Below are 24,812 nucleotides of genomic sequence, written 5' to 3' on the forward strand. Positions count from 1 at the left end.
CGGGGCAGCGGGACGGCGCCCGGCGCCGGGGAGAGGTCCAGGGTGGTCACGAGCGCAGCTCCCGTCCGGTCAGTTCGAGGAACACGTCCTCCAGGGTGCGGCGCTCGATCCGCAGGTCCTCGGCGAGCACGCCGTGCGAGGCGCACCAGGCGGTCACCGTCGCGAGCAGCTCCGGCTTGACGTCGCCCTCGACCAGGTAGTGCCCGGCGGGCGACTCCTTGGCGGCGCTGCCCGCCGGGAGGGCGGCCAGCAGCTCGTCCAGGCCGAGGCCGGGCCGGGCGCGGAAGCGCAGCTGCCGCTCGGCGCCGGTCAGCGCGGCGGGCGAGCCCTGCGCGACGACGCGGCCGTGGTCGACGATCACCACGTGGTCGGCGAGCCGCTCGGCCTCCTCCATGTAGTGCGTGGTCAGCACGACCGAGACACCGGCGTCGCGGAGCCCGGCGACCAGGTCCCAGGTGGCGTGCCGGGCCTGCGGGTCGAGGCCGGTGGTCGGCTCGTCCAGGAACACCAGCTCGGGGCGCCCGACGATGGCGACCGCGAGCGACAGGCGCTGCTGCTGGCCGCCCGACAGCCGCCGGTACGGGGTGCCCGCGTGCTCGGTCAGCCCGAGCCGCTCCAGCAGCGCGGACGGGTCGAGCGGGTGGCGGTGGAAGGCCGCGACCAGCTTGAGGAACTCGCCCGCCTTCGCCGTGCCGGGGACGCCGCCGGACTGCGGCATCACGCCGACGCGCGGCTTCAGCTCGCGCGCGTGCGCGGCAGGGTCCAGGCCGAGGACGCGGACGGTGCCCGCGTCGGCGCGGCGGAAGCCCTCGCAGATCTCGATCGTGGTGGTCTTGCCCGCCCCGTTCGGGCCGAGCAGCGCGGTGATCTCACCGCGCGCCGCTCCGAAGGACAGCCCGTCCACCGCCGCCTTCGCGCCGTACCGCTTGACCAGCCCGTCGAGCAGGAGCGCGCTGCCGGATGTGCGGGCGTCGTCTCCGGGGGGTGCTGCCATGGCGACGAGTCTATGACCGGCCCCTTCGCGATCCGGCCCCGGACGCCCCTGCCACGCCGTGACCCCCGCCACGTCCGCCCGCCGCGCCCGCCCGGCATCGGGGTCCGGGATCCGGGCATCCGCAATCGGAGGCAAAGGAAGGCCAAGAATCGCCCTCATTTTGCGGCCGGGCCAGTTCCCGACCCCGGGCAGGGGTAATTCCCCGCGTGTCGCATGATCGTCCGTGCGGCGCGGGGCGCGGGACCGGGGCCGGCGGGGGCGCGCGGCCGGCCCCATCCGGTTGGGAGGCTGAATCGTGTCGTTCCACGTCGAGTCCGAGGTCGGGAAGCTGCGCCAGGTCCTGGTGCACCGGCCGGAGCTGTCGCTGAAGCGGCTCACCCCGTCCAACTGCAAGGAGCTGCTGTTCGACGACGTGCTGTGGGTGCAGCGCGCGGGCGAGGAGCACGAGGAGTTCCAGCGGGTGCTGCGCTCCCGCGGCGTCCGGGTGCACCTCCTGCTGGACCTGCTGCGCGAGACCATCGAGATCCCCGAGGCCAAGAAGCACATCCTGGACTACGTGATCGACCCGCACTGGTTCGGGCCGCTGGCGACCGACGGGATCCGCAACGCCTTCGACGCCATGGACCTGCGCGACCTCGGCTCGTTCCTGATCGGCGGGATCACCAAGCGCGAGCTGCTGGAGCGGATGGACGACATCAAGTCGATCGCGTTCCACGCCATCGACATGGACGACTTCGTCCTGCCGCCGCTGCCGAACCACCTGTTCACCCGCGACACGTCCTGCTGGATCTACGGCGGCCTGTCCATCAACGCGATGCGCAAGAAGGCCCGCATGCGCGAGACCGTGAACATGGAGGCCATCTACCGGTGGCACCCGATGTTCGCGGACGGCTACGGGCGGCCGGACGCCGCGGACGGCTTCAACGTCTGGAACGAGGGCACCGCGATGGCGCCGGCCACGATGGAGGGCGGCGACGTCCTGGTCATCGGCAAGGGCGCGGTGCTGATCGGGATGAGCGAGCGGACGCAGCCGCAGGCCGTGGAGATGCTCGCCGAGCAGCTGTTCGCCAAGCGGGCGGCCAAGCGGATCGTCGCGCTGCGGATGCCGCAGAAGCGCGCCTTCATGCACCTGGACACCGTCATGACGATGGTCGACCACGGCGTGTTCACCAAGTACGCCGGGATGGGGATGCTGCCGTCCTACACCGTCGAGCCGGGCGACACCGAGAAGGAGCTGAAGGTCACCGACCATCCCCCCGAGGACATGCACCGGGCCATCGCGCAGGCCCTCGGCCTGGACGACATCAAGGTCCTCACCGCCCGGCAGGACGTGTTCGCCGCCGAGCGCGAGCAGTGGGACGACGGCTCCAACGTCCTCGCGATCGAGCCGGGTGTGGTCATCGCCTACGAGCGCAACACCACCACCAACAACCACCTGCGCAAGAACGGGATCGAGGTGCTGACCATCCGGGGCAGCGAGCTGGGCCGCGGCCGCGGCGGGCCGCGCTGCATGAGCTGCCCGATGCAGCGCGACGCCTGAGCGCCCGTCCCGCCGGTAGCCCGTCGCCCGCTGCCCGCCGTCCGCCGTCCGAACGGAGAGACCATGGCCTACAACCTGCACGGACGCAGCTTCCTGAAGGAGCTGGACTTCAGCCCCAAGGAGTGGAGGTTCCTGCTGGACCTGTCGCGCGACCTCAAGCGGTCGAAGTACGCGGGGGCCGAGGAGCCGCGGCTGGCGGGCAAGAACATCGTGCTGATCTTCGAGAAGACCTCCACCCGGACGCGCTGCGCGTTCGAGGTCGCCGCGCACGACCAGGGCGCGCACTGCACCTACCTCGCCGCGTCCGGGTCGCAGATGGGCACCAAGGAGTCGGCCCGGGACACCGCCCGGGTGCTGGGCCGGATGTTCGACGGCATCGAGTTCCGCGGCTCGGCCCAGCGGACCGTCGAGGAGCTGGCCGAGTACTCCGGCGTCCCGGTCTGGAACGGCCTGACCGACGACTGGCACCCGACGCAGATGCTCGCCGACCAGCTCACCATGGCCGAGCACGGCAACGGGCGTCCGCTGAACGAGCTCTCCTACGCCTACCTCGGCGACGCGCGCAACAACATGGCGCACTCCTACGTGGTCGCGGGCGCGCTGTCGGGGATGGACGTGCGGATCGCCGCGCCGAAGACGCTGTGGCCCGAGCAGGACCTCGCGGTCAAGCCCGCGCAGGAGCTGAACGCGAGGACGGGCGGGAAGCTGCTGATCACCGAGGACGTCCGGGAGGCCGTGCGGGGCGTCGACTTCGTCCTCACCGACGTGTGGGTGTCGATGGGCGAGCCGGACGAGGTGTGGGGCGAGCGCGTCCGGCTGCTGAAGCCGTACCAGGTCAACGCCGAGGTCATGAAGGCGACCGGCAACCCGAATGTGAAGTTCATGCACTGCCTGCCCGCCTACCACAACCGCGAGACCGAGGTCGGCGAGAAGGTCTACGAGAGGACCGGGCTGGACGGCCTGGAGGTGACCGAGGAGGTGTTCGAGTCCGACGCGTCCATCGTCTTCGATGAGGCGGAGAACCGGATGCACACCATCAAGGCCGTCATGGTCGCGACGCTCGGCTGAGCGCGCGGCCGACGCTCGGCCGAGCGTCCGGCCGCCGCCGACCGGCGCCGCCGAAGACGAGGAGGGGACAGCGATGAGAGTGGTGGTCGCGCTGGGCGGCAACGCCCTGATCCGGCGCGGGGACCGGCCCGACGCCGAGCTCCAGCGCAGCAACCTGCAGACCGCGGTGCGGTCGCTCACGCCGCTCGCCGAGCGGCACGAGCTGATCATCACGCACGGCAACGGGCCGCAGGTCGGCGTGCTGTCGCTGGAGAGCATCAGCGACCCGAACCTGTCCCGGCCCTACCCGCTGGACACCATCGGCGCCGAGACCCAGGGGATGATCGGCTACTGGATGCTGCAGGCGCTGCAGAACGCGCTGCCCGGCCGCCAGGTGCTGGCGCTGGTGACCCAGACCCTGGTGTCGGCGGTCGACCCGGCCTTCGACGACCCGACCAAGTTCGTCGGGCAGGTCTACAGCCGCGAGGACGCCGAGAAGTACGCCAAGGAGTACGGCTGGACGGTCAAGCAGGACGGCGACTACTGGCGCCGGGTGGTGCCGTCCCCGCAGCCGCAGCGGGTCATCGAGACCCGGCTGATCCGGCAGGCCGTCCGGTCCGGGACGGTGGTGGTCTGCGCGGGCGGCGGCGGCATCCCGGTGTACCGGAACGACGTCGGGCAGCTGGAGGGCCTGGAGGCGGTCGTCGACAAGGACCTCACCGCCGCGCTGCTCGCCGAGACGCTGGAGGCCGACGCGTTCCTCATCCTCACCGACGTGCCGAACGTTGTGCGCGGCTTCGGCACGCCGAAGGCCGAGCCGATCACCCACACCACCCCGTTCGAGCTGCGCTCGGACGACTACCCGGCCGGCTCCATGGGACCCAAGATCGAGGCGGTCTGCGGGTTCGTGGAGACCACCGGCGACATGGCGGCCATCGGCCGGGTCGACCAGTGCGTGCAGATCCTGGAGGGCACGGCGGGCACGATCGTGACGCCGAACGCCACCTGGCCGCTCGCCAGCACCCTCTGACCGCCGGGAGGACCACCGTGACCCGAGCACCGACCAGCGCGACCCGAGCAGCGACCAGCGTGACCCGCGACGAGACGCACGGCGCGGCGCGAGACGGGACCCGAGCACCGACCAGCGAAGGCGGGCGACGACCGTGAGCGCGCAAGGCTCCCTGCTGCACAGCCTGTTCCGGACCAAGCCGGTGGACGTCATCGTCGAGGAGGGGCAGGAGGGCGGGCTCGACCGCTCGATGTCGCTGCTCCAGCTGACGATGTTCAGCGTGGGCGCGACGCTCGGCACCGGCATCTTCGTGGTGCTGGGCGAGGCGGTCCCGCTCGCCGGGCCCGCGGTCGTCCTGTCGTTCGTGCTCGCCGCGGTGACCGCGCTGTTCTCCGCGCTGTCGTACGCCGAGCTGGCCGGGACGATCCCGGTGTCCGGATCGTCCTACTCCTATGCCTACGCGACGATGGGCGAGCTGATCGCCTGGGTCTGCGGCTGGTGCCTGCTGCTGGAGTACGCGGTGTCGGTGTCGGCGGTCGCGGTCGGCTGGGGCCAGTACCTCAACGACTTCTTCGACCAGACCTTCGGGTTCACGCTGCCCGCCGCGATCAGCAACCCGCCCGGCTCGGGCGGCTACGTCAACGTCCCGGCGATCGTCGTGGTGATGCTGGCGATGCTGCTGCTCCTGAAGGGCGCGTCCGAGAGCGCCACGGTCAACACCATCATGGTGTTCCTGAAGATCGGCGTGCTGGTGTTCTTCTGCGTCGTCGCCTTCACCGCGTTCAAGGCCGGGAACATCACGCCGTTCGCGCCGATGGGCTGGGCCGGGATCCAGGCCGCCGGGTCGAAGGTGTTCTTCTCCTACATCGGCTTCGACGCCGCGTCCACGGCCGGTGAGGAGGCGAAGAACCCCAAGCGGGACCTGCCGCTCGCCATCATCGGCTCGCTGGTCATCGTCACGGTCCTCTACGTGCTGGTCGGCCTGTCCGCGGTCGGGGCGATGAACTGGAAGGAGTTCAAGGCGGGGGAGACCGAGGCGTCGCTGGCGGTCGTCCTGGAACGTGCCACGAACATGTCGTGGCCCGCGGCGGTGCTGTCGCTCGGCGCGGTCATCGCCATCGCCAGCGTCGTCCTGTCGGTCATGTACGGCCAGACCCGCATCCTGTTCGCGATGTCCCGCGACGGCCTGATGCCGAAGGTGTTCCAGCGGGTCAGCCCGCACACCCACGTCCCGGTCGTCAACACGCTGATCGTGTCGGCGTTCATCGCGCTGCTCGCCGCCGCCATCCCGCTCGGCAAGCTCGCCGACGCCACCAGCATCGGCACCCTGTTCGCGTTCGGCCTGGTCAACATCGGGGTGATCGTGCTGCGCCGGACCCGGCCCGACCTCAACCGCAGCTTCCGGACGCCGCTGTACCCGATCACCCCGGTGCTCGGCGTGCTGTTCTGCGCCGGCCTGATCTTCACCCTGGACGGCGTGACCCAGCGGATCTTCCTGATCTGGATGGTGATCGGGCTGGTCGTCTACTTCCTCTACAGCCGCCGCCACTCGCTGCTCGGCCGGTCCGGCGCCGGGCCGGGCGCGGCCTCCACCCAGAAGGGGACGCCATGAGCGCCGCGAAGCACGCCGCCAAGCAGGCCGCCACGTCCGGCGGCACGTCCGCGGCCGCGTCCGCCACGTCCGGCGACGCGCGGCCGGACTCCGGGCAGGACCTGCGCGTCCTGGTCGGCTACTCGCCCGACGAGCGGGGCGACGACGCGCTGGCGCTCGGCTCGCTGGCCGCCCGCACCGCCGGGGCGCCGCTGGTCGTCGCCAACGTCCACCCGCCCGCCTGGCCCGCCCGCGGCCCCGGCTCGGTGGACGCCGAGTGGCTCTCCTACCTGCGCGAACAGGCCGCCGCGGCGCTCGCGCAGGCCGCCGACCGGCTCGCCGCCCTCAAGCACCCCAAGCGCGGCGTGGAGTTCCGGGTGCTCGCCCACCGGGGCAGCGGGCGCGGCCTCCTGGAGATCGCCGACGAGGTGGGCGCCAACCTGGCCGTGATCGGCTCGGCGCCGCGCGGCCGCCGCGACCGGATCGCCATCGGCAGCACCGCCGACCAGCTCCTGCACGGCTCGCCGATCCCGGTCATGCTCGCCCCGCGCGGCTACGCCGAGAGCGCGCCGAAGAGGTTCGAGCGGCTCAGCGTCGCCTACTTCCGGCGGCGGGACGTCCAGACCCCGCTGAACGCCGTCGCGACCCTCGCCGCCGCGCTGGGCCTGCCGGTCCGGCTGGTCACGCTGGTGCTGCGGCCGTCCGGGCTGCCCGCCCGGTTCCGCGGCAAGGACGACGTGCTCCAGCGCCAGTACGAGCAGGCCGAGAGGGACCTCGACCACGCCCGCGGGCTGCTCGCCGACCGCGGCGTCGAGGACGTCGAGACCGAGGCGGTCCAGGGCGCGGGCATCACCAAGGCGCTCGGCGGCGTCGAGATGCTGCCGGGCGAGCTGCTCGCCACCATGTCCAGCCACGAGGGCCCGCTGCGCAAGGTCTTCCTCGGCGAGAGCTCCGGCAAGATCGTCCGCGCGTCCGGCGTCCCCGTCCTTGTGCTTCCACGCGGTCACGCCCGGTAGCCTGCAGGCGGCGTTCGCCGCGCTTCCGCCGCTGATCACCTTCACCGGCGGCCCGTCCCGAAGGGGCGGTCCGGGGCCCGGGGCCGGAGAATCCGCAGGTTAGGTAAGCCTTACCTGCGTGAGGCACCGCACCGGTGAACGGTTGATGGCCGGGAAGGAATTACGGCACACTGATGTTGTGAAAAACGTGAGCGAGACGCCGACCAGCGCCGAGGCCGCCATCGTGCGGCCCGTCGGCGTGCCGTCGGTGGCGCCGAGCGGCGAGCGCGACACCCGCGCCCGCGTGGCCCGGCTCATTCTCGAACACGGACCGATCACCGCCTCCACGCTGGGGGAGCGGATGGGCCTGACGCCCGCCGCGATCCGCCGGCACCTGGACGCCCTGCTCGCCGAGGGCATGATCGAGGTCCGCCGCGACCGCCGCCCGGCGCATCGCGGCCGCGGCCGCCCGGCCAAGTGGTTCGCCATCACCGACGCCGGCCGCAGCGCGTTCGTGCACGCCTACGACGACCTCGCCACCAGCGCCCTGCGCTTCCTCGCCGAGACGGCGGGGCAGGGGGCGGTGGCCGAGTTCGCCCGGCGGCAGATCGCCGACCTCGAACGGCGCTACCTCCCGGTCGTCCAGTCGGCGCCGCCCCAGCAGCGGGTGCGCCGGCTGGCCGAGGCCCTGTCGGCGGACGGCTACGCGGCCGCCGCCGGGAAGGCGCCGCAGCCGGGCGGCGGCGAGCAGCTGTGCCAGCACCACTGCCCGGTCGCGCACGTCGCCGCGGAGTTCCCGCAGCTGTGCGAGGCCGAGACCGAGGCGTTCAGCCGGCTGCTGGGCACCCCCGTCCAGCGGCTGGCGACCATCGCCCACGGCGACGGGATCTGCACCACCCACGTCAGCTCACGGTCCCTCTGCGAGGCGGCCAGGGGCGACGTTCAGACCATAGGTAACGAGGAGACCGGAGGGTCCTCCACATGACTACGGCAGCCCACCCCGAGCTGGAAGGGCTCGACAGGTACAAGTTCGGCTGGGCCGACCCCGACACCGCCGGGGCCGCGGCCCGCCGCGGCCTGAACGAGGACGTCGTCCGCGACATCTCGGCCAAGAAGGGCGAGCCCGACTGGATGCTCGACCTGCGGCTCAAGGGGCTGCGGCTGTTCGACAAGAAGCCGATGCCCGGCTGGGGCTCGGACCTGTCGGAGATCGACTTCGACAACATCAAGTACTTCGTCCGCTCCACCGAGAAGCAGGCCGCTTCCTGGGAGGAGCTCCCCGAGGACATCAAGAACACCTACGACAGGCTCGGCATCCCCGAGGCGGAGAAGCAGCGCCTCATCGCCGGTGTCGCGGCCCAGTACGAGTCGGAGGTCGTCTACCACAAGATCCGCGATGATCTTGAGGAGAAGGGCGTCATCTTCCTCGACACCGACACGGGCCTGAAGGAGCACCCGGAGATCTTCCAGGAGTACTTCGGCTCGGTGATCCCGGTCGGCGACAACAAGTTCGCCGCGCTGAACACCGCGGTGTGGTCGGGCGGCTCGTTCATCTACGTCCCGCCGGGCGTGCACGTGGAGATCCCGCTCCAGGCCTACTTCCGGATCAACACCGAGAACATGGGCCAGTTCGAGCGGACGCTGATCATCGCGGACGAGGGCTCGTACGTGCACTACGTCGAGGGCTGCACCGCGCCGATCTACAAGTCGGACTCGCTGCACTCGGCCGTCGTCGAGATCGTCGTGAAGAAGGACGCGCGCGTCCGCTACACGACCATCCAGAACTGGTCGAACAACGTCTACAACCTGGTCACCAAGCGCGCCGTCGCCTACGAGGGCGCGACCATGGAGTGGATCGACGGCAACATCGGCTCCAAGGTCACCATGAAGTACCCGGCCGTCTACCTGCTGGGCGAGCACGCCAAGGGCGAGACCCTGTCCATCGCCTTCTCGGGCGAGGGCCAGCACCAGGACGCGGGCGCCAAGATGGTGCACGCCGCGCCGAACACCTCCTCGACCATCGTGTCGAAGTCGGTGGCGCGCGGCGGCGGCCGCACGTCCTACCGGGGCCTGGTGCAGATCCAGGAGGGCGCGACCCACAGCAAGTCCACGGTCAAGTGCGACGCGCTGCTGGTCGACCAGATCTCCCGGTCCGACACCTACCCCTACGTGGACGTCCGCGAGGACGACGTGGAGATGGGCCACGAGGCGACCGTCTCCAAGGTGTCGGAGGACCAGCTGTTCTACCTGATGAGCCGCGGTCTCACCGAGGACGAGGCGATGGCGATGATCGTGCGCGGGTTCGTCGAGCCCATCGCGCGCGAGCTGCCGATGGAGTACGCCCTTGAGCTGAACCGGCTCATCGAGCTTCAGATGGAAGGAGCCGTCGGCTGATGGGGCTGGACACGCGCCCGCTCTCGACGCTGCACGAGAAGGGCTCCTACGAGGTCGCCGACTTCGAGGTGCCGACGGGCCGCGAGGAGGAGTGGCGGTTCACCCCGCTGCGCCGCCTCAAGGGCCTGCACAACGGCACCGCCGACGCGTCCGGCAAGGTCATCACCGAGATCGAGGCCCCGGCCGGGATCCGGGTCGAGACCGTCGGCCGCGACGACGAGCGCCTCGGCAAGGCCTTCGTGCCCGCCGACCGGGTCAGCGCCCAGGCGTGGGCCTCGTTCGCCGAGGCCACCGTCGTGACCGTGCCGAAGGAGGTCGAGGCGTCCGCCCCGGTCGTCATCCGCCGGCACGGCGAGGACGCGTCCGGCGCGGCCTACGGCCACACCACGGTCGTCCTGGAGCCGTTCGCCAAGGCGACGGTCGTCCTGACCCACCGCGGCTCGGCGGTCTTCGCCGACAACGTGGAGTTCGTGGTCGGCGACAGCGCCTCGCTGTCGGTGATCAGCCTCCAGGACTGGGCCGACGACGCCGTGCACGTCTCGCAGCAGCACGCCCGCCTCGGCCGCGACGCCCGGTTCGTCTCGCACAACATCAGCATCGGCGGCGACGTCGTGCGGGTGTCCCCGTCGGTCGCCTACGCCCAGCCCGGCGGCGACGCCGAGCTGTACGGGGTGTACTTCGTGGACGGCGGCCAGCACCTGGAGCACCGGCTGCTGGTCGACCACACCGTGCCGAGCTGCCGCAGCCGCGTCGACTACCGCGGCGCGCTGCAGGACCAGGACGCACACGCGGTCTGGATCGGCGACGTGATCATCCGCGCGGAGGCCGAGGGCACCGACACCTACGAGCTGAACCGCAACCTCGTCCTCACCGACGGGACGCGGGTCGACTCGGTGCCGAACCTGGAGATCCTCACCGGCGAGGTCGCCGGCGCGGGGCACGCCTCGGCGTCCGGCCGGCTCGACGACGAGCACCTGTTCTACCTGCAGGCGCGCGGCATCCCGTTCGACGAGGCGCGCCGCATGGTGGTGCGCGGGTTCCTCGGCCAGCTGGTCGAGCGGATCGAGGTCGCCGAGGTGCGGGAGAAGGTCGCCGCGGCGATCGAGGCCGAGCTCGACCGTCCGGAGCGGGACCGATGAGCCGTCCGGGGTGGGGCCGATGAGCTTCGTCAAGGTCTGCCCGCTGGCGGAGGTCCCGGCCGACGGCGCGCTCGCCGTCGAGGTGGACGACACCCCGGTCGCGGTGGTGCGCAGCGGCGAGGAGGTGTTCGCGGTCAGCGACATCTGCTCGCACGCGGAGGTCTCGCTCTCCGAGGGCGAGGTCTACAACGGCACGATCGAGTGCTGGCTGCACGGGTCCTGCTTCGACCTGCGGACCGGCAAGCCCACCAACCCGCCCGCGACGCAGCCCGTCGCCACCTACAAGGCCAAGGTCGAGGACGGCGACGTCTACGTCTCGCTCGACTCCGACGACTAGGAAAGATCCATAGATATGGCCACCCTTGAGATCCGCGACCTGCACGTCTCCGTCGGGGACGGCGAGGACGCGAAGGAGATCCTGCGCGGCGTCGACCTGACCGTGAAGGCGGGCGAGACGCACGCGATCATGGGCCCGAACGGGTCCGGCAAGTCCACGCTCGCCTACGCGATCGCGGGCCACCCGAAGTACACCGTCACCTCCGGCACGGTCACCCTGGACGGCGAGGACGTCCTGGAGATGAGCGTCGACGAGCGCGCCCGCGCGGGCCTGTTCCTGGCGATGCAGTACCCGGTGGAGGTCCCGGGCGTGTCGGTGTCGAACTTCCTGCGCTCGGCGGTCACCGCCGTCCGCGGCGAGGCGCCGAAGCTGCGCGAGTTCGCCAAGGAGACCAAGGCCGCGATGGACGCGCTGTCCATCGACCCGGCGTTCGCGCAGCGCTCGCTGAACGAGGGCTTCTCCGGCGGCGAGAAGAAGCGGCACGAGATCCTCCAGCTGGAGATGCTCAAGCCGAAGGTCGCCGTGCTGGACGAGACCGACTCCGGCCTCGACGTGGACGCGCTCAAGGTCGTCTCCGAGGGCATCAACCGCTTCCACGACGGCGACCCCGAGACCGGTGTCCTGCTGATCACGCACTACACCCGCATCCTGCGCTACATCAAGCCCGACTTCGTGCACGTGTTCGCGCACGGCCGGATCGTCGAGCAGGGCGGCCCGGAGCTGGCCGACGTGCTGGAGAACGAGGGCTACGAGAAGTACGTGAAGGCAGGCGCTTGAAGATGAGTCTCCTTCCGGAGGAGATCAAGAAGGACTTCCCGCTGCTCCAGCGGACCGTCCGCGGCGGGAACCCGCTGATCTACCTGGACTCCGGGGCGACCTCGCAGAAGCCCGTCCAGGTGCTGGACGCCGAGCGGGAGTTCTACGAGCGGCACAACGCGGCCGTGCACCGCGGCGCGCACCTGCTCGCCGAGGAGGCCACCGACGCGTTCGAGGCCGCCCGGGACAAGGTCGCCCGGTTCATCGGGGCCGTCCCGAGCGAGATCGTGTTCACCAAGAACGCGACCGAGGCGATCAACCTGGTGGCGTACGCGATGAGCAACGCCGCCACGTCCGGGCCCGAGGCCGAGCGGTTCAAGGTCGGTCCCGGCGACGAGATCCTTGTCACCGAGATGGAGCACCACGCCAACCTCGTCCCGTGGCAGCAGCTCTGCCGGCGGACGGGCGCGACGCTGCGCTGGTTCGGGATCACCGACGACGGCCGGCTGGACCTGTCCGAGCTGGACGCGCTGGTGAACTCGTGCACCAAGCTGGTCGCGCTCACGCAGCAGTCGAACGTGCTCGGCACCGTCCCGCCCGTCGAGCTGATCGCGGCGAAGGCCCGCGAGGTCGGCGCGCTGGTCGTGCTGGACGCCGCGCAGTCCGTCCCGCACATGCCGGTCGACGTCGCGGCGCTCGGCGCCGACTTCCTGGCGTTCTCGGGCCACAAGATGCTCGGCCCGACCGGGGTCGGCGTGCTGTGGGGCCGGGGCGAGCTGCTCGCGGCGATGCCCCCGTTCATCACCGGCGGCTCGATGATCGAGACCGTCACGATGGAGGGCACCACGTTCATGGCGCCGCCGCAGCGGTTCGAGGCCGGGTCGCCGAACGTGGCGCAGGCCGTGGGCCTCGGCGCGGCGGTCGACTACCTGTCGGCCCTCGGCATGGAGAACGTCCACGCGCATGAGCAGGCGCTCACCGGGTACGCGCTGGAGCGGCTCGGCGACATCGCGGGCGTGCGGGTGATCGGCCCGGGCACGACCGAGGCGCGCGGCGGCGCGGTGTCGTTCACCGTGGACGACATCCACCCGCACGACGTCGGCCAGGTGCTGGACGAGCTGGGTGTGGAGGTCCGCGTGGGGCACCACTGCGCCAAGCCGATCTGCCGCCGGTTCGGCATCCCCGCCACCACCCGGGCGTCCTTCTACGTGCACAACACTTTGGGCGACATCGACGCGCTGGCCGACGGCATCCGGCAGGCGCAGAAGTTCTTCGGAACAGCCTGATCCCGCGGGCTGTTGAAGAACGACGAAGGCCCCTCACGAGGAAACGGAAGCCATGCAGCTTGAGGCGATGTACCAGGAGGTCATCCTGGACCATTACCGCAACCCCCATAACAAGGGGCTGCGGGAGCCTTTCGAGGGCGAGGCGCACCACGTCAACCCCACCTGCGGGGACGAGGCGACGGTGCGCGTGCACCTCGACGGCACGGGCCGGGACGCGGTCGTCGCGGACGTCTCGTACGACGCCATGGGCTGCTCGATCAGCCAGGCCAGCGCGTCGGTCATGACCGACCTGGTCATCGGCAAGCCGGTGAAGGAGGCGATGGGCGTCGGCGACGAGTTCCTCGCGCTGATGCAGTCGCGCGGGCAGGACGTCCAGCCCGACGAGGACGTCCTGGAGGACGCGATCGCCTTCGCCGGGGTGTCGAAGTACCCCGCCCGGATCAAGTGCGCCCTGCTCGCCTGGATGGCGTTCAAGGACGCGACCGCCCGCGCCCTGGGAGAGGCATCATGAGCGAGAACGCCACCGAAACGCAGCAGCCGGAGGAGACCCCGGCCGCCGAGCAGGCCCCTGTGGACGAGCAGGCCCAGCCCGCCGCCGAGCAGGGCACCCCGGCCCCCGAGCCGGACGCCGCGCCCAACGAGGAGGTCCTTGAGGCCCTCAAGGACGTGGTGGACCCCGAGCTCGGCATCAACGTCGTGGACCTCGGCCTGGTCTACGGGGTGGACATCACCGACGAGGTGGCCACCCTGGACATGACCCTGACCAGCGCCGCCTGCCCGCTCACCGACGTGATCGAGGACCAGGCGCACTCCGCGCTGGAGGGCCTGGTCAAGGACGTGAAGATCAACTGGGTCTGGCTGCCGCCGTGGGGCCCGGACAAGATCACCGACGAGGGCCGCGACCAGCTCCGCGCCCTCGGCTTCAACGTCTGACCGGGCGTCCCGAACGGCTTCCGGCCGCCCCGGCGGCCTGACCTGAGCCGATGCGCGAAGGCCGCACCCCGGACGGGGGTGCGGCCTTCGCCGTCCTAGCCTTGACCCCATGCAGGACGCCTTCCCGGAGTCCCCCGAGGACCTCGTAGCCCGCCGCGCCGCCTCGTTCGGTTCCAACGCCGCCGCCTACGCCGCCGAACGCCCCGACTACCCCCTCGCCGCCGTTCGCTGGGTACTGGACCGGCTGGACCGCCGTCCGGCCCGCGTGCTCGATCTGGCGGCCGGGACGGGCAAGCTGACCGGCGTCCTCACCTCCGCCGGAATCCCACCCCACGCGATCACCGCCGTCGAACCCGACCCGGCCATGCTCGCCGAACTCCGCCGCGCCCACCCCGCGGTCACGGCCCTGGAAGGCGCGGCCGAGGAGATCCCGCTCCCGGACGGCTCGGTCGACGCCGTCCTCATCGGCCAGGCGATGCACTGGTTCGACCTGGACCGGGCGCTCCCGGAGATCCACCGCGTCCTGGCCCCCGGCGGCGTCATGGGCGGCTTCTGGAACCTCGACGACGACGCCGTCCCGTGGGTGGCCGAGATGAAGCGCCTCGCCCGCAGCACCGTGACCGCCACCAAGTGGCGCCCCAAGGGCCTCCCGGACACCCCGCTGTTCCCCAACCTGGAACGTACCGAGTTCCCCCACGTCCAGCGCCGCACGCCCGAGTCCATGGCCGCCACGATCGGCACCCACTCCCACGTCCTGGTCATGGACCCCCAGGACCGCGAGGCCCTCCTGTCCCGCATCGTGGCCCACCTGAGAGCCACCCCCGAGACCGCCGCCGGCGAGTTCGACCTCCCCTTGATCACCCTCACCATCCGCGCCGTGGCAGCCCCTCACACGTAACGCGGAAACTCCGAGGTGTCGAGCTCCCGCCCGTCCATGCAAATCAACCCAAGGACCGGCTCCCCGAAGGCGGTCTTGGTGACGTTCCGGTAGGTCCCATCGGACTTCTGCGGCCCGTCGTACAGCACGCACACGCCCTCGCGCGGATCCACCAGCAGGTACTGCGGCGCCCCGGACTCGGCGTAGCGCCGCCGCTTGCCCTGGTAGTCCTCCCGGTAGTTGCGCTGCGAGACGACCTCGACCAGCAACTCCGTCTCATGCGCCCAGGGCTTCGCCCCAGGCTTGAGCCGATCCGGCACCACCACAAGATCAGGCACCGGCTCCCCAGGATCCGAGGTCAACAGCAGATCCACATTGGAGAGCTTGCAGGAGCGGGGTCGCGGCACCTGCTCTCTGATGCTCATGACGATGTCGTCATGTTCCCAGCGGGTCCCGGCGAGCATGACGATCTCGTCGCCCAGGGACTCGAACTTGGAGAAGGTGAACCCCTTCGACTCGCCGAAGTTGGCCAGCTCCTCCAGGGCTTTGGCACGAGTTTCCTCGTTGAAGATTCCGTCGTACATACCCTTCCCCTCTACTCCTTATCAGCGTAGCGGGAGTCGCCCCCGCTGGGCCGAGTCGCGAGGTGGACGGGGGGAGCGGGGAGCTTGGTCAGGCAGGTGGTGGCGGGGGCCTGGCGGGTGCGGATGAAGGCGGTTTCGATTCCGGACGTGCAGCCGGTGGGGTCGTGGTCTTCGGCCACGTGGCCGGTGTTGGGGACTTCGATCACGGTGCTGTGAGGGAACTGGCGGGCGGCCTGGCGGCCTTCCTCGGTGGGGGTGTTGGTGTCCAGTTCGCCCGAGACCACCAGGACGGGGACGTCGGGGAAACCGGTGCTGGGTTGCTTCGGGCCGGTGCGGTCGGGCCAGCGGATGCAGGCGTTGCCGCGGTCGTTCATCGCGCTGGTCCAGGCGGTCTTGCCGAAGGGCCAGAACGTCCGGTCTTTCAGGGCGGCGCGCTTGGCGGCGAACTGGCGTAGGCGGGTGTTCACCGGGGCCTGGCGGTTCCAGAGCGTCGGGTAGTCGTTGCACATCACCGAGACCGCCTGGCCCGGGTTGAACGGCTCGTCCCGCTGGGCGAGCGCTGAGGAGCCGGACATCGGGCTCTGGTCGCGCGCGGCCTTGACGAGCAGGGTGGTGTCTCCCTTGAGGGCGGTACGGACCATGGCGGGGATGTCGCCGACGGCGGTGGGGGCCTGGCTGGCGGTGTTGTAGATGATCGAGGCCAGGGCGGTGTCGTCCAGCTTCCGGCCGTCGTAGGGGATGGGGTGCGTACGTAGGCGGGTGGAGAGGTGGGAGATGTCGGTCAGGACCTTGTCGCCGTTGCACGACTTGGCTCGCTCGCACATCAGGTGGACGGTACGGCGCGCGGCGCGGGCGTTGGGACGGGCCCACATGTCGAAGGCCAGGGGGTAGGCGCTGGAGAGGACCACCGAGCGGACGTGGGCCGGGTGGCGCTGGGCGTAGACGGTCATCAGGTAGGTGCCGTAGGACTGGCCGAGCAGGTCGAGGCGGTCGATGCCGAGCTTCTGGCGGACGGCGTCGAAGTCGTCGGCGGTCTCGGCCGAGGTGTAGGCCCGCGCGCGGGTGCCGAGGTTCTGCCCGCAGGCGGCGGCCAGGCGGACGAAGCCGTCCCGGGTCGCGGGCAGCGGAAAGGTGATCCCGCACTGGACCGAGCCTGACCGGCCGATGCCGCGCGTTCCACGAGGAGCAGGTCGTGGTCGGTGAGCAGGTCTTTGAAGGTGGTGGCGTACTGCGGCGCGGACGCCAGGACCGAGCCGCCCGGGCCGCCGGGGTTGACGGCCACCGTCCCCTTGGTGGGGCCCGCGCCGCGGTGCCGGATCACCGCGTAGGCGACGTCCGTGCTGCCTGATTCGGGGTGTGCGCGGATCAGCGGCACGCGGATGGTGCCGCATTCGGCGCCCGCGACCGGCAGGCAGGACGGCGCGTCCTTCTTGTGCCCGGAGGTGGCCAGGGCCGGGACCGCCAATGCGGACGTGGCCACGAGCCCGGCGATCGTCGTGGTGATCAACTTCATGCGGTCGAGGATGGTCCGGCCCGCGCCGGGGGTGCGTCGCCCGGAAGGGCGAACGTCCCGGTGCCTCCCAGGTAGCGGGTCAGCGGCGGCGGCGCAGGGTGGCCACGGCCAGGACCGCCGTCAGGACGATCAGGGCCTGGAGGGGTGCTCCAGGCGGCGGAGGGGAGGTCACGTCGGGGAACCAGCCGGTCATGGATGCCATGATCGATGCCGGCGGGCCCCGGCGGCATCGTCGGCAGGAGCTGGATCGTCCGTACTCCGAAGGATGTAGGGCGGTTGGCACGGCGGGCGGACGTGGTGGTGTCGCGGGGGTGCTGAGATGGGGGTGTGCGTCGTTCCGTCTCCCTCAAGGGTCTCGCCACCTGGCAGAACGTGCTGATCGCCGTGCTCGCGTTCGCGGGTGGGGTGCTGTTGCTGCTCGCGCACGGGTATGTGCGGTGGTCGGTGCACGGGTGGAGTGCGCCGGTGCGGTTGCGGGCGCTTCCGCTGGCCGTGATGTGCGTGGGGATGCTGTTCCGGCGGTCGGCGCCGATGACCGGGCTGGCGATCTCGTCGGCCGGGAACGTCCTGGAGATCGTCCTCGGGCCGAGCCTGGGCGGGGCGGTCATCTACACGGACGCGCTGTACGCGGCGACGCTGTACGGGCCGCGGCGGGCCGAGCGGTGGCTGCTGGGGACGACGGCGGGCGCCTCGCTGGCGGTGGTGGCGGGCGTCGGCGCGCTGCTCGGGTCGCTGGGGCCGGGGGTGGTGATGGGCGCGGTTGCCGGGACGACCTGGCTGACACCGGTGCTCACCGCCATGATCGTCCGGGAGCACCGGGACCGGGCCGAGGCCGAGCGGGAGCGGGCCGGGCAGGTGGCGCGGCTGGCCGAGATGGACCGGCTCGCGGCGGTGGCGGCCGAGCGGGCGCGGATGGCGCGGGAGCTGCACGACGTGGTCGCCAACCATCTGAGCGCGGTGGCGCTGCACTCCACGGCGCTGCTCCGGGTCCCGGACCTGGATCCGGACGGGCTGCGGCAGGCCATGGAGGTCATCCGGGAGAACAGCGTCCAGGGCCTCGCCGAGATGCGGCGCATGATCGGCCTGCTCCGGGAGGACGGCGCGGACTCGCCCGCCGCCCCCAGGCTGGACGAGCTGGACCGGCTCGTCGCGCACGTCGCGCGGTCGGACCTGTCGGCCAGGCTGGAGGTCGTTGGCGAGCCGTACGCGCCGCCCGCGGCGGTCGAGCTGGCCGCGTACCGGATCGTCCAGGAGTCGCTGACGAACGCGCTCAAGCACGGCGGGTCCGGGCTGGCCGAGGTGCGGCTGACCTACGGGACGGGCCGGGTGGGCGTCGAGGTGGTCAGCCCGCTCGGCGGCGAGTCGGAGCTTCCGGGCGCGGGCGCCGGGCTGGTCGGGATGCGGGAGCGGGCCGTGCTGCTGGGCGGGGCGTTCGACGCCGGCGCGTCCGGCGGGTCGTGGGTGGTGCGGGCGGATCTGCCGCTGGACGGAGGGGAGGCGCGGTGATCAGGGTGCTGGTGGCCGACGACCAGGCGGCGGTGCGGGCGGGGATCGCGCTGATCCTGCGCGCCGCGCCGGACGTCGAGGTGGTCGGGGAGGCCGCGGACGGCGAGCAGGCCGTCGCGATGACCCGCGAGCTGCGTCCGGACGTGGTGCTGATGGACGTCCGGATGCCGCGCATGGACGGCATCGCCGCGACCCGCGAGGTCGCCGGGACCGCCGACGTGCTGGTGCTGACCACCTTCGACGCCGACGCGCACGTGTTCGGGGCGCTGCGGGCGGGCGCGGCAGGGTTCCTTCTGAAGGACGTGGACGCCGACCGGCTGGTGGAGGCCGTCCGGACCGTCGCGGCTGGGGAGGGGGTGATCGCGCCGCAGGTCACCCGGCGGCTGATCGGCGCGTTCGCCGCGGCGGCGCCGGACGAGGGGCCGTCCGGCGGGACGTCCGCCGCGCTGGACGGGCTGACGCCGCGCGAGCGGGACGTTCTGGCGTGCTTGGGGGACGGCCTGTCGAACCAGCAGATCGCCGAGCGGTTGGCCATGGCGGAGACGACCGCCAAGACGCACGTGAGCCGGATCCTGGCCAAGCTGGAGCTGCGCAGCCGCGTCCAGGCGGCGATCGTCGCCCGCGAGCACTCTGGCCGCCTCGCCTGACGGCCCCGCCCGCAGCCCGGGACCGGCGGGGGCCGCGAACGTGAGGTGATCGTCGCCCGTGCACGCCGGCCGCCTTGCTTGACGGCCCCGCCCGCGGGGAGCGAGGGGCGGGGGTCCGGCCCGGCGGCCGCGGGAGGACGGTCGCCGGGCCGGGAGCCGCGTCAGGACGCGACGCGGCGGCGGCGCGCCAGCAGGACGCCGCCGGTCAGCGCGGCGGCCCCGACGCCGCCGGCTCCGGCGAGGAGCGTCCAGGAGCCGGAGCCGCCGTCATGCGCGGCGGGACGGGACGGCCCGCCGAGGCCGCCCGCCGGCGGCCCGGTGAGGCCGCCGCCCGCCGAGGGGGCGGTGAAGCCGTAGCCGCCCGCCGCGCCCTGCCGGGCGTAGGACGAGCCGGGCAGCTTGTCGGCGTACCGCTGGTGGACGAGCCGCTGGTACGCCGCGAGGGGCAGCGAGGCCCCGGCCGTCCGCGCCGGGGCGTTCAGCGGGACGACCGTGGAGCCGCGCAGCGCGTACCAGGCGTCGATCTGCGGCTCGTGGAAGGCCGTCGAGCCCGCGCCCGCCGCGCGGGCGTACTTCTGCTCGTCGGTGCCGGAGGCGATGTTCACGACCTTCCAGGCGCCGCGGACGCGCGCCGACCAGACCGAGGCGGTCTGGCCGTCCGAGGCGGCGGCCGGGGACGCCAGGTATGCGAGGCGTCCGGGTGCGGCGGCCCGGCCGGTGACGAACGCCGGGTCCAGCTCGTAGACCGGGACGGGCGCGGCGGTGAGCCGGGCGTGCTCGGCGGCAGCGGCGGCGGGCGCGACCTGGCGGCCCTGGCCGTGCGCGGCGAAGAACCGGCCGATCTGTGGGAGCTGCCCGGTCGCGGCCTGCTGCGCGGCGGCCAGGTCGGCCGGGGACGGCGCGGTGGGAGCGGGGGTCGCGGAGGCGGCCGTGGCGGTGCCGAGCAGGGCGGCTGCGCCGAGGGCCAGCGTCCCGGCCGTGATGCGGAGGGGTGTCATGGCGCTTCCTACTCGTTGATCCGGTCGAGGGAGTGGGTCCAGGTGAACGAGTCGTTGGCGTAGTAGTAGTCGTAGCTCGCCCAGTTGTAGCGGGGGCTGGAACCCCAGGGGTTGCCCCAGTAGACCCAGTTGTTCGACTGGTCGTAGCCGTAGAGCACCTCCATGTGCCCGCCCCCGGACGACCACTGGATGCGGGCCATGACGGGCCGTCCGGCGTCGATCTCGCGGATGACCGCCCAGTAGTAGAGCGGCGCGGAGACGTAGTTGCCGGGGGTGATCCCGATCTGCCGGAACGCCTCCTGGTCGTCGGCGAGGGTCGCCTGCCAGTTCCCGCAGGACGAGTTGATCGACCGGTCGAACGCCAGGTTGCAGAACTGGTTCTGGCTGTAGTTCTTGCCGAAGTAGGCGGCGACGGTGTTGCCGGACGCGGCCCAGCACCAGTTGGAGTTCTGCTGCGCCTGCATGGTGATGTTCAGGATGTTCTTGGTGGCGGCCGACGCGGGGGCGGCGGGGGACAGGACCGCCGTGGCGGCGGCGAGGGCCGCGCCTGCCGCCGCGAGGCCGGTGCGGCCGAGCGGGGGTCTGCGGACGTGCATTCTGGGCTCCTGACTGACCTGCCCTGGAGGGGCAGGAACGGGGGTGAGAGCGGGGCGCCCCGCGCGCCGGTCGGGGGATCCGCTGCGTCCAGCGGGACCGGCGCGTCCCGATGATCCGGATTTCCGGGTGTTCCGGACAAGGCCCGCCCGGGCCGCCCCCGCGCCGAACGTGAACGCACGCGGGCCGCCCGCGAACCGCGAACGGGTGTGAACGGCCGTGAACGACGCCCGAAATGCGGTGAAACGCGGCAACGCTGGGACGCGAAGTCTCAGGTGACGGGCGCGCTGTGAAAGTTCACGGTGAACGCCGATCGGACCCCGGACCCCGCCACGGGAGGCGCCGAACCATGCAGAGCCGGCTCACCGACGCCCTCCGCGAGGGCCCGTTCCACGAGGCGCTGCGGACCGCGATCGCCGAGCGCGGGCTGTCCCTGCACCGCGTCCGGCACCACCTGGCCCGGCAGGGCGTGGACGTCGGCGTCACCACGCTCAGCTACTGGCAGCGCGGCCGCAGGCGCCCCGAGCGGCCCGAGTCGCTGCGCGCCGTCCGGGCGCTGGAGGAGGTTCTGGAGCTGCCCGACCGGTCGCTGACGGCGCTGCTCGGCCCGCCGCGCCCGCGCGGACGCGGCGCGGGCCTGCCGCCCGGGTCGGTCGCCTACCGCGAGGTGCTGCCGCAGGGGCCGGTGCTGGAGGCCGTCCTCGCCGACTTCGGCGGGCCGATGACCGGACGCGGGCTGGAGACCGTCCACCTGTACGAGCGGCTGGAGGTCGGGCCCAACCGGGAGGGGCGGCGGCGCGAGATGTTCCAGACCGTCCGGGCGCGTCCGGGCGAGGAGCGGGTGGACCGCTGCGTCACCGTCTATCGCGGGGACCCGGGCTGCGACGTGGACAAAGTGCAGGTCACGGCCCTGGACGGGTGCCGGGTCGGGCGGGTGCGCCGGCATCCGGCCGCGATGCTGGTCGTCGCGGAGCTGATGTTCGACTCGGTGCTGCTCCCGGACGAGACGTACCTGCTGCGCTACGAGGTCGCGGACGGCAGCGGCGGCCAGTGCGACATCTACGAGCGGGGGTTCCGGTTCCAGACCGGCCAGTACGTGCTCCAGGTGGCGTTCGACGCGGCGGCGCTGCCGGTCAGGTGCCACCGGTTCGCGCGACGCTCGGTGGGAGCTCCCGAGCTCGACGTCGCGGAGGTGGTGCCGAATGCCCACCGGTCCGTCCACCTGGTCGCCGAGGACCTGCGGCCGGGCGTGCACGGCATCCGCTGGGAATGGGACTGAAGGGCTAAGGGGCCATGCCCCGGATCAGGTCGGCCACCCGGACGATCCCGATGCAGCGGCCGACCTCGTCGGTGACGACCAGGTCGTCGTAGACGCGCTCGGCGTCCTGCCCGGCCGCCCGCAGCGCGGCGACCGCCGGGACGGTGCGGGGCACCAGGCGCGGCCGGTCGGCCAGCCGGGTCGCGGGCTTGTGCGCGTGCAGCGCGTGCCCGTACGCCCCGGACAGCTTCAGCAGGAACCGGGTCCGGTCCACGCTCGCCACCGGCCGCTGCCGCCCGTCCACGAGGACGACGCTGGTGGCGCCGGTCTCGGAGTTGAGCGTGGTCAGCACCTCGTCGGCGGTGGCGGTGTCGGGCAGCGTCATGGCCGGCAGCGTGAACTCCGAGACGCGGGGCCCGAGGTCCACCGCCGCCGGACGCGCCGGACCCGGACCGTCCCGGCCGGTGACCGGGACCGTGACCGGCATCCCCGGCCGCCACTCGGGCGGCGCGAACGCCGGGCCGAGCGCCAGCCGGACGCCCATCTCGCGCTGCTGGAGCACCTGGTCCTCGGTGGCCAGGCCGGGCGCGAGCAGGTGCGTGCCGAGGCCGTGCGCCAGCTCGACCAGCGACCGCACCAGCGCCGCCCGGCGCGGATCGGACGGCGCCCGCCGGACCAGGTCCGGATGCACCGCGACCAGGTACGGGACGGTCTCGGCGAGCAGGTCCAGCGGCGCGTGCGCCGCGCCGAGCTCGCCGAGCCCGACCAGGTACCCGGCCCGGCGCAGCGCGCCGAGGGCTCCGGTGACGGCCTGCCGCTGGAACGGCGGGAAGCCCCCGGCGACGGTGACGATGAACTCGCCGGGCCTGCGCCCGGTCGCGGTGAGCCGGCGGTGCAGCTCGGTCAGGACGGGTTCCCCGCGCGCCACCGTCTCGGCGCGGACCGTCACCATCAGGGGGAGCCGGGTGGGCAGCAGCGCGCCCGCCTCGGCGGAGTGGGCCGCGCGGGAGATGTCCGCGCGGACCGCGTCGTCGGTCGGTACGGGGCTCAGCACGGCGTCCGGCGGCAGCGTCCCGGCATCCGGGGCCTGCGCCTCGACCGCGACGACCGCGCCCGACTCGAGGTCGATGACCGGCTGGAAGAGCTCCCGCGCCGGGATCAGCACATCTGGCGGTGACACGACCGCATTCTCGCTGGTCAAACGGGATAAATCGATGGCCGTCAGGCGACGTTCACCAACATTTCGTCACCCGTCGAGGAACCTCACCGAACCCCGGACACCCCGCCACGCTCCGCCACCACCCGTCCGTGATCTTGCGCCCCGGCCCACCCCCGGACGGCCCGGTGGCGGTCAGGCGCCTTCAGGAAGCGCCTGTCCGCGGTCAGGGGGCGCGGCCGCCGGCGAGGACGGACAGGAGGTAGCTGGCGCCCGCGAGCAGGGCGAGCCACGCGAACGGGGTGATGTCGGCGCCGCGCAGGGCCTGCACGACCAGCGCCGCGACGATGCCGGCGGACAGCACGTCCCCGGTCATCGCGGCGGCCTTCAGGTGCGCGCGGGCCCGGTGGCCGCGGCCGAACGACTCGCTGATCGCCAGGCCCTGCTCGTCCCGCCGGTAGGCCAGGTGCGCGGCGTACCCGGCGAGCACCGCCAGGGCGATCAGCGCGGGCGTCCGGCGGCCGTGCTGCAGCAGCACCCCGCCGACGACCAGCCCCGCGCCGAGGACCAGGACGGGGACCGCCCACCGACGTGCCGACCTGCGTTCCGGAGCCAACCACATACCGACATCTTCCCGGATCACCGGCACTCCGGACAGCCCTTCGCGGCAGCCCGGAGCACCGGCGGAAGATCGGCACGGAAGATCGGCACGGACGATCGGCGCGGAAGATCGGCGCGGAAGATCGGCAGGAGCCTCCGGGCTACGGCGTCGGGTTGCTCCGGATGAGGCGGAAGTCGGCGCCGAACGGGTCGCGCAGGCCGGCGACGCGGCCGTACGGCGTGTCCCACGGGCCGGATTCGAGCGTCGCCCCGCCGTCCAGCGCGCGCTGGACCGAGGCGTCGACGTCGGCGGACTCGAAGTAGACCACCCACAGCGGGACGTCCCGGTCGTCCGCGCAGATCCCTGCGGCCGGACGTCCGGAGTCGGGGTGGTTGAGCAGGATGTAGTCCAGATCGGCCGGTGCCGACTCGTCGGTCATCCGCTCGGGCCGCAGGTCGAACACGTTCTGGTAGAACTCCGCCGCCGGGCCGGTCTCGCGGACGTAGAGCTCCTCCCAGGAGAACGATCCGGGCTCGTTGACGATCGCCGACCCCGGGTAGGTCGCGCCCTGCCACAGGCCGAACTGCCCGCCGGCGGGGTCCTTGGCGATGGCGAGCCGGCCCTGGTCGAACACGTCGTCCGCGGGCTGGACGACCGTCCCGCCCGCGTCGGTGATCCGCTTCATCGTGCCGTCGGCGTCGTCGGTGGCGAAGTACAGGTTCCACCAGTAGCGGGACCCGGTGTCCTCGCCCGTGACCTGCGCCATACCGGCGATCATCGCGTCGTCGAGCAGGACGGCCTCGTAGCCCCCGGCGTCCGGCCCGAGGTTCTGGAACCGCCAGCCGAAGAGGCCGCCGTAGAACTCCTTGGCCCGGGCCAGGTCCGGGACGCCGATGTCGATGAAGTTCGGGATCCCGTACGGCTGGTTCCCTGTGATGCGCACCATGGCGGTCACACTCCTTGGGTGTGCGGCCGGGCGCCTCCCCGGCCTCCGTGGTCGCCGTGAGGGCATATTCCCGCTTCCGCGGGCGTTCGTACACGTGTTTGAGACGTTTGG

25 protein-coding genes are annotated in these 24,812 nt (G+C 72.3%); 17 read left to right on the forward strand and 8 right to left on the reverse strand.

The features are described 5' to 3' along the window. Nucleotides 1-46: 46 nt before the first annotated feature. A complete protein-coding gene (locus tag FHU30_RS32760) occupies nucleotides 47-994 on the reverse strand; it encodes an ABC transporter ATP-binding protein (RefSeq protein WP_253881140.1) in 948 nt (315 codons plus the stop codon). Between the two features lie 295 nt (nucleotides 995-1,289). Between FHU30_RS32760 and FHU30_RS32765 the strand changes: the two genes are divergently transcribed. The 14 genes from FHU30_RS32765 to FHU30_RS32830 all read left to right on the forward strand — a co-directional run bounded on the left by FHU30_RS32765 (nucleotide 1,290) and on the right by FHU30_RS32830 (nucleotide 14,919). After that, a complete protein-coding gene (locus tag FHU30_RS32765; protein WP_253881141.1) occupies nucleotides 1,290-2,534 on the forward strand; it encodes an arginine deiminase in 1,245 nt (414 codons plus the stop codon). Between the two features lie 63 nt (nucleotides 2,535-2,597). Next, nucleotides 2,598-3,602, forward strand: a complete 1,005-nt coding sequence (argF, locus tag FHU30_RS32770; protein WP_253881142.1) for an ornithine carbamoyltransferase — start codon at nucleotides 2,598-2,600, stop codon at nucleotides 3,600-3,602. Between the two features lie 73 nt (nucleotides 3,603-3,675). Next, nucleotides 3,676-4,611 carry a carbamate kinase gene (locus FHU30_RS32775; protein WP_253881144.1) on the forward strand — a complete coding sequence of 312 codons (936 nt, stop codon included), beginning with the start codon at nucleotides 3,676-3,678 and terminating at the stop codon, nucleotides 4,609-4,611. A gap of 133 nt (nucleotides 4,612-4,744) precedes the next feature. Continuing rightward, on the forward strand, nucleotides 4,745-6,202 hold the full coding sequence (locus FHU30_RS32780; RefSeq protein WP_253881146.1) for an amino acid permease: 1,458 nt from the start codon (nucleotides 4,745-4,747) through the stop codon (nucleotides 6,200-6,202). Then, on the forward strand, nucleotides 6,199-7,197 hold the full coding sequence (locus tag FHU30_RS32785) for a universal stress protein (RefSeq protein WP_253881148.1): 999 nt from the start codon (nucleotides 6,199-6,201) through the stop codon (nucleotides 7,195-7,197). Before FHU30_RS32780 ends, FHU30_RS32785 begins: the two co-directional genes overlap by 4 nt. 178 nt (nucleotides 7,198-7,375) lie before the next feature. Continuing rightward, nucleotides 7,376-8,161, forward strand: a complete 786-nt coding sequence (locus FHU30_RS32790; RefSeq protein ID WP_372503999.1) for a helix-turn-helix transcriptional regulator — start codon at nucleotides 7,376-7,378, stop codon at nucleotides 8,159-8,161. Beyond that, nucleotides 8,158-9,570, forward strand: coding sequence for a Fe-S cluster assembly protein SufB (sufB, locus tag FHU30_RS32795; protein WP_253881150.1), 1,413 nt, complete (start codon nucleotides 8,158-8,160; stop codon nucleotides 9,568-9,570). The genes FHU30_RS32790 and sufB overlap by 4 nt, the downstream gene beginning before the upstream one ends. Next, nucleotides 9,570-10,709: a Fe-S cluster assembly protein SufD gene (gene sufD, locus FHU30_RS32800; RefSeq protein ID WP_253881151.1), complete on the forward strand. Its 1,140-nt coding sequence runs from the start codon at nucleotides 9,570-9,572 to the stop codon at nucleotides 10,707-10,709. Before sufB ends, sufD begins: the two co-directional genes overlap by 1 nt. A gap of 19 nt (nucleotides 10,710-10,728) precedes the next feature. After that, nucleotides 10,729-11,046, forward strand: coding sequence for a non-heme iron oxygenase ferredoxin subunit (locus FHU30_RS32805; RefSeq protein WP_253881153.1), 318 nt, complete (start codon nucleotides 10,729-10,731; stop codon nucleotides 11,044-11,046). A gap of 15 nt (nucleotides 11,047-11,061) precedes the next feature. Next, nucleotides 11,062-11,823: a Fe-S cluster assembly ATPase SufC gene (gene sufC, locus FHU30_RS32810; protein WP_253881155.1), complete on the forward strand. Its 762-nt coding sequence runs from the start codon at nucleotides 11,062-11,064 to the stop codon at nucleotides 11,821-11,823. Nucleotides 11,824-11,825: 2 nt separating this feature from the next. After that, nucleotides 11,826-13,088 carry a cysteine desulfurase gene (locus tag FHU30_RS32815; RefSeq protein WP_253881156.1) on the forward strand — a complete coding sequence of 421 codons (1,263 nt, stop codon included), beginning with the start codon at nucleotides 11,826-11,828 and terminating at the stop codon, nucleotides 13,086-13,088. Between the two features lie 52 nt (nucleotides 13,089-13,140). Further along, the gene (gene sufU, locus FHU30_RS32820; protein WP_253881158.1) at nucleotides 13,141-13,599 is read left to right on the forward strand and encodes a Fe-S cluster assembly sulfur transfer protein SufU; all 459 of its coding nucleotides are present in this window, start codon (nucleotides 13,141-13,143) and stop codon (nucleotides 13,597-13,599) included. Continuing rightward, nucleotides 13,596-14,021, forward strand: a complete 426-nt coding sequence (locus tag FHU30_RS32825) for a metal-sulfur cluster assembly factor (RefSeq protein ID WP_253881165.1) — start codon at nucleotides 13,596-13,598, stop codon at nucleotides 14,019-14,021. Before sufU ends, FHU30_RS32825 begins: the two co-directional genes overlap by 4 nt. A gap of 109 nt (nucleotides 14,022-14,130) precedes the next feature. Continuing rightward, on the forward strand, nucleotides 14,131-14,919 hold the full coding sequence (locus tag FHU30_RS32830) for a class I SAM-dependent methyltransferase (RefSeq protein ID WP_253881167.1): 789 nt from the start codon (nucleotides 14,131-14,133) through the stop codon (nucleotides 14,917-14,919). On the opposite strand, the gene FHU30_RS32835 is transcribed toward FHU30_RS32830, so the two are convergent. Beyond that, entirely contained in the window at nucleotides 14,910-15,482 is a 573-nt protein-coding gene (locus FHU30_RS32835; protein WP_253881169.1) for a Uma2 family endonuclease, read from the reverse strand. The genes FHU30_RS32830 and FHU30_RS32835 overlap by 10 nt on opposite strands. Before the next feature lie 11 nt (nucleotides 15,483-15,493). Then, a complete protein-coding gene (locus FHU30_RS32840) occupies nucleotides 15,494-16,873 on the reverse strand; it encodes an alpha/beta fold hydrolase (RefSeq protein WP_253881171.1) in 1,380 nt (459 codons plus the stop codon). Between the two features lie 449 nt (nucleotides 16,874-17,322). On the opposite strand from FHU30_RS32840, the gene FHU30_RS32845 reads away from it, so the two are divergent. Then, a complete protein-coding gene (locus FHU30_RS32845) occupies nucleotides 17,323-18,501 on the forward strand; it encodes a sensor histidine kinase (protein WP_253881173.1) in 1,179 nt (392 codons plus the stop codon). After that, entirely contained in the window at nucleotides 18,498-19,148 is a 651-nt protein-coding gene (locus FHU30_RS32850; protein ID WP_253881175.1) for a response regulator, read from the forward strand. The genes FHU30_RS32845 and FHU30_RS32850 overlap by 4 nt, the downstream gene beginning before the upstream one ends. A 161-nt stretch (nucleotides 19,149-19,309) precedes the next feature. Here the strand turns inward: FHU30_RS32850 and FHU30_RS32855 are convergent, their stop codons facing one another. Then, nucleotides 19,310-20,146 (reverse strand): hypothetical protein, encoded by an 837-nt coding sequence (locus tag FHU30_RS32855; RefSeq protein WP_253881176.1) that lies wholly within the window; start codon nucleotides 20,144-20,146, stop codon nucleotides 19,310-19,312. A gap of 8 nt (nucleotides 20,147-20,154) precedes the next feature. After that, nucleotides 20,155-20,742, reverse strand: coding sequence for a papain-like cysteine protease family protein (locus FHU30_RS32860; RefSeq protein WP_253881178.1), 588 nt, complete (start codon nucleotides 20,740-20,742; stop codon nucleotides 20,155-20,157). 347 nt (nucleotides 20,743-21,089) lie between these two features. Here FHU30_RS32860 and FHU30_RS32865 point away from each other — a divergent pair, with 347 nt between their 5' ends. After that, a complete protein-coding gene (locus FHU30_RS32865) occupies nucleotides 21,090-22,019 on the forward strand; it encodes a hypothetical protein (protein WP_253881180.1) in 930 nt (309 codons plus the stop codon). A gap of 4 nt (nucleotides 22,020-22,023) precedes the next feature. Here the strand turns inward: FHU30_RS32865 and FHU30_RS32870 are convergent, their stop codons facing one another. The 3 genes from FHU30_RS32870 to FHU30_RS32880 all read right to left on the reverse strand — a co-directional run bounded on the left by FHU30_RS32870 (nucleotide 22,024) and on the right by FHU30_RS32880 (nucleotide 24,701). Beyond that, complete coding sequence (locus FHU30_RS32870; protein ID WP_253881182.1) at nucleotides 22,024-23,178, reverse strand: EAL domain-containing protein; 1,155 nt, start codon at nucleotides 23,176-23,178, stop codon at nucleotides 22,024-22,026. 202 nt (nucleotides 23,179-23,380) lie between these two features. Beyond that, nucleotides 23,381-23,776, reverse strand: coding sequence for an ABC transporter permease (locus FHU30_RS32875; RefSeq protein ID WP_253881184.1), 396 nt, complete (start codon nucleotides 23,774-23,776; stop codon nucleotides 23,381-23,383). Between the two features lie 139 nt (nucleotides 23,777-23,915). Continuing rightward, entirely contained in the window at nucleotides 23,916-24,701 is a 786-nt protein-coding gene (locus FHU30_RS32880) for a VOC family protein (protein ID WP_253881186.1), read from the reverse strand. Between the last annotated feature and the right edge of the window lie 111 nt (nucleotides 24,702-24,812).

Source organism: Actinomadura rupiterrae (genome assembly GCF_024172125.1).
In the GTDB taxonomy this organism is placed as follows: domain Bacteria; phylum Actinomycetota; class Actinomycetes; order Streptosporangiales; family Streptosporangiaceae; genus Spirillospora; species Spirillospora rupiterrae.

Bases quoted from the DNA above. Each gene is read 5' to 3' on its own strand.
- FHU30_RS32760 (WP_253881140.1), bottom strand. From the start codon at position 994: ATGGCAGCACCCCCCGGAGACGACGCCCGCACATCCGGCAGCGCGCTC.
- argF (WP_253881142.1), top strand. From the start codon at position 2,598: ATGGCCTACAACCTGCACGGACGCAGCTTCCTGAAGGAGCTGGACTTC.
- FHU30_RS32775 (WP_253881144.1), top strand. From the start codon at position 3,676: ATGAGAGTGGTGGTCGCGCTGGGCGGCAACGCCCTGATCCGGCGCGGG.
- FHU30_RS32785 (WP_253881148.1), top strand. From the start codon at position 6,199: ATGAGCGCCGCGAAGCACGCCGCCAAGCAGGCCGCCACGTCCGGCGGC.
- sufB (WP_253881150.1), top strand. From the start codon at position 8,158: ATGACTACGGCAGCCCACCCCGAGCTGGAAGGGCTCGACAGGTACAAG.
- sufD (WP_253881151.1), top strand. From the start codon at position 9,570: ATGGGGCTGGACACGCGCCCGCTCTCGACGCTGCACGAGAAGGGCTCC.
- FHU30_RS32805 (WP_253881153.1), top strand. From the start codon at position 10,729: ATGAGCTTCGTCAAGGTCTGCCCGCTGGCGGAGGTCCCGGCCGACGGC.
- sufC (WP_253881155.1), top strand. From the start codon at position 11,062: ATGGCCACCCTTGAGATCCGCGACCTGCACGTCTCCGTCGGGGACGGC.
- FHU30_RS32815 (WP_253881156.1), top strand. From the start codon at position 11,826: ATGAGTCTCCTTCCGGAGGAGATCAAGAAGGACTTCCCGCTGCTCCAG.
- sufU (WP_253881158.1), top strand. From the start codon at position 13,141: ATGCAGCTTGAGGCGATGTACCAGGAGGTCATCCTGGACCATTACCGC.
- FHU30_RS32825 (WP_253881165.1), top strand. From the start codon at position 13,596: ATGAGCGAGAACGCCACCGAAACGCAGCAGCCGGAGGAGACCCCGGCC.
- FHU30_RS32830 (WP_253881167.1), top strand. From the start codon at position 14,131: ATGCAGGACGCCTTCCCGGAGTCCCCCGAGGACCTCGTAGCCCGCCGC.
- FHU30_RS32835 (WP_253881169.1), bottom strand. From the start codon at position 15,482: ATGTACGACGGAATCTTCAACGAGGAAACTCGTGCCAAAGCCCTGGAG.
- FHU30_RS32840 (WP_253881171.1), bottom strand. From the start codon at position 16,873: ATGCGGCACCATCCGCGTGCCGCTGATCCGCGCACACCCCGAATCAGG.
- FHU30_RS32855 (WP_253881176.1), bottom strand. From the start codon at position 20,146: ATGACACCCCTCCGCATCACGGCCGGGACGCTGGCCCTCGGCGCAGCC.
- FHU30_RS32860 (WP_253881178.1), bottom strand. From the start codon at position 20,742: ATGCACGTCCGCAGACCCCCGCTCGGCCGCACCGGCCTCGCGGCGGCA.
- FHU30_RS32865 (WP_253881180.1), top strand. From the start codon at position 21,090: ATGCAGAGCCGGCTCACCGACGCCCTCCGCGAGGGCCCGTTCCACGAG.
- FHU30_RS32875 (WP_253881184.1), bottom strand. From the start codon at position 23,776: ATGTGGTTGGCTCCGGAACGCAGGTCGGCACGTCGGTGGGCGGTCCCC.
- FHU30_RS32880 (WP_253881186.1), bottom strand. From the start codon at position 24,701: ATGGTGCGCATCACAGGGAACCAGCCGTACGGGATCCCGAACTTCATC.